General features: G+C 65.9%; 5 protein-coding genes and 3 pseudogenes. 7 read left to right on the forward strand and 1 reads right to left on the reverse strand.

What is annotated here, in order from left to right; translation table 11 throughout:
• Positions 1–157, reverse strand: a pseudogene (locus RMO40_RS07655) (hypothetical protein); the annotation flags it as partial.
• On the opposite strand from RMO40_RS07655, the pseudogene RMO40_RS07660 reads away from it, so the two are divergent.
• The 7 genes and pseudogenes from RMO40_RS07660 to RMO40_RS07690 form a co-directional block, all read left to right on the forward strand.
• Positions 150–1,235: pseudogene (locus tag RMO40_RS07660) on the forward strand (nitrite/sulfite reductase); the annotation flags it as partial. The pseudogenes RMO40_RS07655 and RMO40_RS07660 overlap by 8 nt on opposite strands.
• A gap of 11 nt (positions 1,236–1,246) precedes the next feature.
• A complete protein-coding gene (locus tag RMO40_RS07665; protein WP_309718595.1) occupies positions 1,247–1,783 on the forward strand; it encodes a DUF934 domain-containing protein in 537 nt (178 codons plus the stop codon).
• A complete protein-coding gene (locus RMO40_RS07670) occupies positions 1,780–2,544 on the forward strand; it encodes a phosphoadenylyl-sulfate reductase (RefSeq protein ID WP_309718597.1) in 765 nt (254 codons plus the stop codon). The genes RMO40_RS07665 and RMO40_RS07670 overlap by 4 nt, the downstream gene beginning before the upstream one ends.
• Entirely contained in the window at positions 2,541–3,500 is a 960-nt protein-coding gene (gene cysD, locus RMO40_RS07675; RefSeq protein WP_309718601.1) for a sulfate adenylyltransferase subunit CysD, read from the forward strand. Before RMO40_RS07670 ends, cysD begins: the two co-directional genes overlap by 4 nt.
• Positions 3,500–4,786, forward strand: coding sequence for a GTP-binding protein (locus RMO40_RS07680; protein ID WP_309718604.1), 1,287 nt, complete (start codon positions 3,500–3,502; stop codon positions 4,784–4,786). Before cysD ends, RMO40_RS07680 begins: the two co-directional genes overlap by 1 nt.
• A gap of 2 nt (positions 4,787–4,788) precedes the next feature.
• Positions 4,789–5,598 carry a uroporphyrinogen-III C-methyltransferase gene (gene cobA / locus RMO40_RS07685; protein ID WP_309718607.1) on the forward strand — a complete coding sequence of 270 codons (810 nt, stop codon included), beginning with the start codon at positions 4,789–4,791 and terminating at the stop codon, positions 5,596–5,598.
• Positions 5,595–5,701: pseudogene (locus RMO40_RS07690) on the forward strand (ferredoxin FdxA); the annotation flags it as partial. The gene cobA and the pseudogene RMO40_RS07690, both read left to right, overlap by 4 nt.

Genomic DNA, 5,701 nt, shown 5'->3' on the forward strand with positions numbered 1-5,701 from the left:
GGATCTTGATGCGCGCTTTGTACAAGTTGTCGCGCCGGCCGTAGCGGTTGTAGACGCGCACGATGGCTTCGATGAAGACGAGGATTTGCTGCCACGGCAGGAACTCGTTGATGACGGTGCCGGTGATCGGCGTGCGGCCCATGCCGCCACCGACCACCGGCACGGTGATCTCTGAATTCCTTCCCTGGCAGCAGATCCTCGTCTTCATCGAAGCCATCGTGCGCGTCTACAACCGCTATGGCCGGCGCGACAACATGTACAAGGCGCGCATCAAGATCCTGGTGAAAGCCGAAGGCCAGAAGTTCGTCGACGCCGTGGCCGTGGAATACAAGAACATCCTCGAGCACGACCTCGACGGCTCGTCGCACATCCTCACGCAAGCCGAGTTCGACCGCGTGGCGGCGAACTTCAAACTGCCTAGCGGTGTGGCGCCCATCGCCGAATCTTCCAAGAACAGCAAACTGCACGTGCCCGCCGATGCCCCCGACGCGTTCAAGCGCTGGACCGAGCGCAACGTGCACGCCCACCAGATCGCCGGTTACCGCGCCGTCACGCTCTCGCTCAAGCGCACGGGCCAGGCGCCGGGTGATGCCACCGACACGCAAATGGAGTTGGCCGCCGACCTCTCCGACACCTTCAGCAGTGGCGAGCTGCGCGTCTCGCACGACCAAAACCTTGTCCTGCCCTGGGTCAAGGAAAGCGACCTGTTCGCGCTGTGGGAGGCCGCCCGCGCCGCCAGTTTTGCCACGCCCAACATCGGCCTGCTCACCGACATGATCGCCTGCCCGGGCGGTGATTTCTGCGCGCTGGCCAACGCCCGCTCCATCCCCATCGCGGCCGAGATCGCCGAGCGTTTCGACGACATCGACGAGCTCTACGACATCGGTGACATTGACCTGCACATCAGCGGCTGCATCAACTCCTGCGGCCACCATCACAGCGGGCACATCGGCATCCTCGGTGTGGATAAAGACGGCAAGGAGTGGTACCAGGTCTCGCTCGGCGGTCTCGACGGTTCGGCCATCAGCGGCCACGCCTCCACGCCCGGCAAGGTGATCGGCCCCTCGTTCGCCGCCGAAGAAGTGGCCGACGTGATCGAAGCCGTGCTCGACACCTACCGCACGCAGCGCACTGCCGCGAGCGAGCGCTTCATCGACACCGTCAACCGCATCGGCCTCGACCCGTTCAAGACCGCCGCCAACGCCCAGCGCCGCGCCACGGCCAAAGCCGAGTGAGGAGCTACGCCATGAAGTTCATCGCCCCCACCAACGACCCCTGGCACACCATCCACGGCGAAGACGGCCCGATGGTCACGCTGACCCCCGCGCCCTACAGCCTGCTGACCCGCATGCAATGGAACAGCGTGCGCAACCACTGGCCGGCTGGCATGCCCGTGGGCGTGCTCTTCCCCAACGACGCCGACATCGAAGAGCTGGTCGAAGACCTGCCGCGCCTCGCGCTCGTGTCGTTGCACTTCCCCAAGTGGGTCGACGGCCGGGCTTACAGCCAGGCCCACCTGCTGCGCGCGCGCTACCGCTACACCGGCGAAGTGCGCGCCACCGGCGAAGTGCTGGTCGACATGGTCACGCTGCTCCAGCGCACCGGCTTCGATGCGGTCGCCATGCGGGCCGATCAATCGCTCGACGCCGCCGAGCGTGCATTGCGTTTCTTCCCCGGCTACTACCAGGGTGACGTGACTGAGCGCCGCCCGCTCTTCGCCCGCCCCGCCGGGCAGGAATACGCGGACGCCGAAGCCTTCAACCAGGCGGGGTCGGCCATATGAGCGCCATTGCCCTGTACGCCCGCAAGACGGCTCAGTTCGACAGCCGCGTGGCGAACGCCATCTCGGTGCTGAAGCAGGCCGCGACGGAGCACGCCGGTACGGTCGTGCAATCCACCAGCCTGGGCGCCGAAGACATGGTCATCACCGACCTGATCGCGCGCCACCAGATCCGTATCGCACTCGGCACGCTCGAGACCGGCAGGCTGCACGCAGAAACCTCGGCACTGATCCCGCGCATCGAACAACGTTATGGCCTGAACGTCGAGGTCTACCGCCCCGAAGCCGAGGCCGTGATCCACTTCGTGAAGAACCATGGCGAAAAGGCGATGTACGAGAGCATCGACCTGCGCAAGGGCTGCTGCGCCATTCGCAAGCTGGAGCCGCTGTCGCGCATGCTGGCCCAGCGCACCGCGTGGGTGACCGGCCTGCGCCGCGAGCAGAGCAACAACCGTGGCGACGTGCCTTTCAACGAGCCCGACGACAAGGGTCGCATCAAGTTCAACCCATTGGCCGACTGGACGTGGAACGACGTCTGGCACTACATCGCCGCCCACGAAGTGCCCTACAACCCGCTGCACGACCAGTTCATGCCCAGCATCGGCTGCGAGCCCTGCACCCGCGCCATCGCGGTGGGCGAAGACTTCCGCGCCGGCCGCTGGTGGTGGGAAGACGAGAAGGCCAAGGAATGTGGCCTGCATGTTCACGACGCTGCTGATGACACACAAGACGCTGCTGTATCAATGATCGGAGACCGCAAATGAACGCCCCCCTGACCGTGGAGCAACTGCTCCCCGAGCTGGACCACACCCACCTCGATTGGCTGGAAGAAGAGGCCATCTTCATCCTGCGCGAAACCGTGGCCGCCTTCGAGCGCCCCGCCCTGCTGTTCTCGGGCGGCAAGGATTCTTGCGTCGTCCTGCGCCTCGCTGAGAAAGCCTTCAAGACGCGCGGCAAAGATGGCGAGTTCAAGGGCCGCTTGCCCTTCCCGCTGCTGCACGTGGACACCGGCCACAACTTTCCCGAAGTGATCGAGTTCCGTGATCGGCGTGTGGCCGAGATGGGTGAGCGCCTGGTTGTGGGCCACCTCGAAGACTCCATCAAGCGCGGCACCGTGCGCCTGTCGCACCCGCTGGAGTCGCGCAACGGCCACCAGACCGTGGCCCTGCTCGAAGCCATCGAAGAACACCGCTTCGACGTGCTGATGGGCGGCGCCCGTCGCGATGAAGAAAAGGCCCGTGCCAAGGAGCGCATCTTCAGCCACCGCGACAGCTTCGGCCAATGGCAGCCGAAGGAGCAGCGCCCCGAGCTGTGGACGCTGTTCAACACCCGCATCAAGCCGGGCGAGCACATGCGCGCCTTCCCGATCAGCAACTGGACCGAACTCGACGTGTGGCTGTACATCGCCCGCGAAGAGATCCCGCTGCCGAGCCTGTACTTTGCGCACGACCGCCAGGTCATCCGCCGCAAGGGCCTGCTGGTGCCGCTCACTGAAGTGACACCGCCCGAAGGCGACGAGCAGATCGAAACCGCCCAAGTGCGCTTTCGCACCGTGGGCGACATGACCTGCACCTGCCCGGTGGAGAGCCCCGCGCTCAACGCCACCGACATCGTGGCCGAGACCCTCAAGGTCACGGTCAGCGAGCGGGGCGCCACCCGCATGGACGACCGCACCTCCGACGCCTCCATGGAACGTCGCAAGAAAGAAGGCTATTTCTGATGTCTGCCGCAGCACCCCAAGTCAAAGACCACCGCGCCCTGCGCTTCCTGACCGCAGGCAGCGTTGACGACGGCAAAAGCACGCTGATCGGCCGCCTGCTGTTCGACAGCCGCGCCATCCTCGCCGACCAGCTCGACACGCTGGAAAAGCGCGCCGCCGGCGCACCCATCGACCTGTCTTTGCTCACCGACGGCCTGGAGGCCGAGCGTGAGCAAGGCATCACCATCGACGTGGCCTACCGCTACTTCGCCACCAAGCAACGCAAGTTCATCATTGCCGACGCGCCGGGCCATGAGCAGTACACCCGCAACATGGTGACGGCTGCGGCCGGCAGCGATGCCGCGGTGGTGCTGGTCGACATCACCAAGCTCGACACGCATGCCAAGCCGCTGCCGCTGTTGCCGCAAACGCGCCGCCATGCCTTGCTGGCGCACCTACTGCGCGTACCGAGCATCGTGTTCGCCGTCAACAAGCTCGACGCGGTGAGCGACCCGGCCCAGGCCTTCGAAGCCGTGAGCGTGGCCCTGCGCGCGTTTGCAGAGCAGGCCGGCATTGAAGTCGCCGGCATCATCCCAGTCTCGGCCTTGCGCGGGGACAACGTCACGCAGCCGCTCGACGCCACCTGGTACAACGGCCCCTCGCTGTTGCAAATGCTCGAATCACTGCCCGCACTGCAAGAGCGCAAGGACGGCGACCTGCTGATCCCCGTGCAGTACGTGAGCCGCGAAGGCGAAGGCACCGGCAACCAGCCGCGCACGCTCTACGGCCGCATCGCCCACGGGCGTGTGAAGGCCGGCGACCAGGTGCAGATCTTCCCGAGCGGCCAGACCGCCACCGTGGCCGAAGTGCGGCTCGCCAGTGAAGTGGTCGACGTGGTCGAAGCCGGTCAATCGGCCGGCGTGGTGCTCGACCGCCAGCTCGACGTGTCGCGCGGCGACTGGATTTCCACACCGCAAACCATCCATGAAGCGCAGCGCTTCTCGGCCACGCTCGCCTGGCTGGACACCGAGCCCGCCGTCGTCGGCCGCAAGTACTGGGTGCGCCACGGCAACCGCTGGGTGCAGGCGCGCATCGCCAGCATCGAAAGCCGGCTCGACATCCACACGCTCGAAGCGATCGACGCCAACCAACTCAACGTCAACGAGATCGGCCACGTGATCATCGAGACGCAGCAGGCGTTGCCGGTGGAGCCATTTGCGTCCAACCGCGTCGGCGGCTCACTGATCATTGTCGACCCTGCGAGCAACCGCACCAGTGGCGCGCTGCTCGTGAAGGGCGCGGCCTGATCATGAGCAGGGTGATCTTCATCGGAGCTGGCCCCGGGGCCGCCGACCTGATCACCGTGCGCGGCGCGCGGCTGCTTGCCCAGGCCAACGTCGTGTTGTTCGACGCACTCACCGACCCCGCGCTGCAAGATCTGGCACCGAATGCACGCTGGGTCGACGTGGGCAAGCGCGGCTTCTGCGACAGCACCGGGCAGGCCACGATCAACGCCCTGCTCCTGAAGTACGCCCGCGAGGTCAACACGGTGGTGCGCCTCAAGGGGGGTGACCCCAGCGTGTTTGGTCGCCTGGAAGAAGAACTCGAAGCGCTCGCGGGCGAAGGCATTGATTGCGAAGTGGTGCCCGGCGTCACCGCCGCCATCGCCGCGGCCGCCAGCAGCCAACGCCCGCTCACGCGACGTGGCAGCGGCCGCAGCATCAGCCTCGCCACCGCGATGACGCGCAGTGGCGATATGCACGCCACGCGCACCGCCGACACCGAAGTTTTCTACATGGCCGGCAAGCAGCTCGCAGCACTGTCACGACAGCTCACCGATGCGGGCTGGCCGGCGAAAACGCCGGTGAGCGTAGTGTCTCGCGCGGGTTGGCCCGATGCCTTGCACAGCGACCACAGCGTGCAGGATTTGGCACAAGCGGGCCTGCTGCACGCCGGGCGGCCGACCATCGTCACCGTGGGTGCCGGAGCGCGCGCGCTGAACACCCCCATTCACAGGGCGTGCACTGCCCCGGTGGAAACCCTGAAGCCTCTAAAATACGAGGCTTCGCCTGCCGGTGAAGCCCCCTCATCCGTCACTTCTTCAAAGCAAGAGCCATGACCCACGTCGTCACCGAAGCCTGCATCCGCTGCAAATACACCGACTGCGTGGACGTCTGTCCCGTTGATTGCTTCCGCGAAGGCCCGAACTTCCTGACCATCGA

Origin of the sequence: Rhizobacter sp. (genome assembly GCF_031412075.1) — a bacterium.
GTDB lineage: Bacteria > Pseudomonadota > Gammaproteobacteria > Burkholderiales > Burkholderiaceae_C > Rhizobacter.

Coding starts and splice junctions, on each gene's coding strand:
- RMO40_RS07680 (WP_309718604.1), top strand. CDS start 3,500: ATGTCTGCCGCAGCACCCCAAGTCAAAGACCACCGCGCCCTGCGCTTC.
- RMO40_RS07670 (WP_309718597.1), top strand. CDS start 1,780: ATGAGCGCCATTGCCCTGTACGCCCGCAAGACGGCTCAGTTCGACAGC.
- RMO40_RS07665 (WP_309718595.1), top strand. CDS start 1,247: ATGAAGTTCATCGCCCCCACCAACGACCCCTGGCACACCATCCACGGC.
- cysD (WP_309718601.1), top strand. CDS start 2,541: ATGAACGCCCCCCTGACCGTGGAGCAACTGCTCCCCGAGCTGGACCAC.
- cobA (WP_309718607.1), top strand. CDS start 4,789: ATGAGCAGGGTGATCTTCATCGGAGCTGGCCCCGGGGCCGCCGACCTG.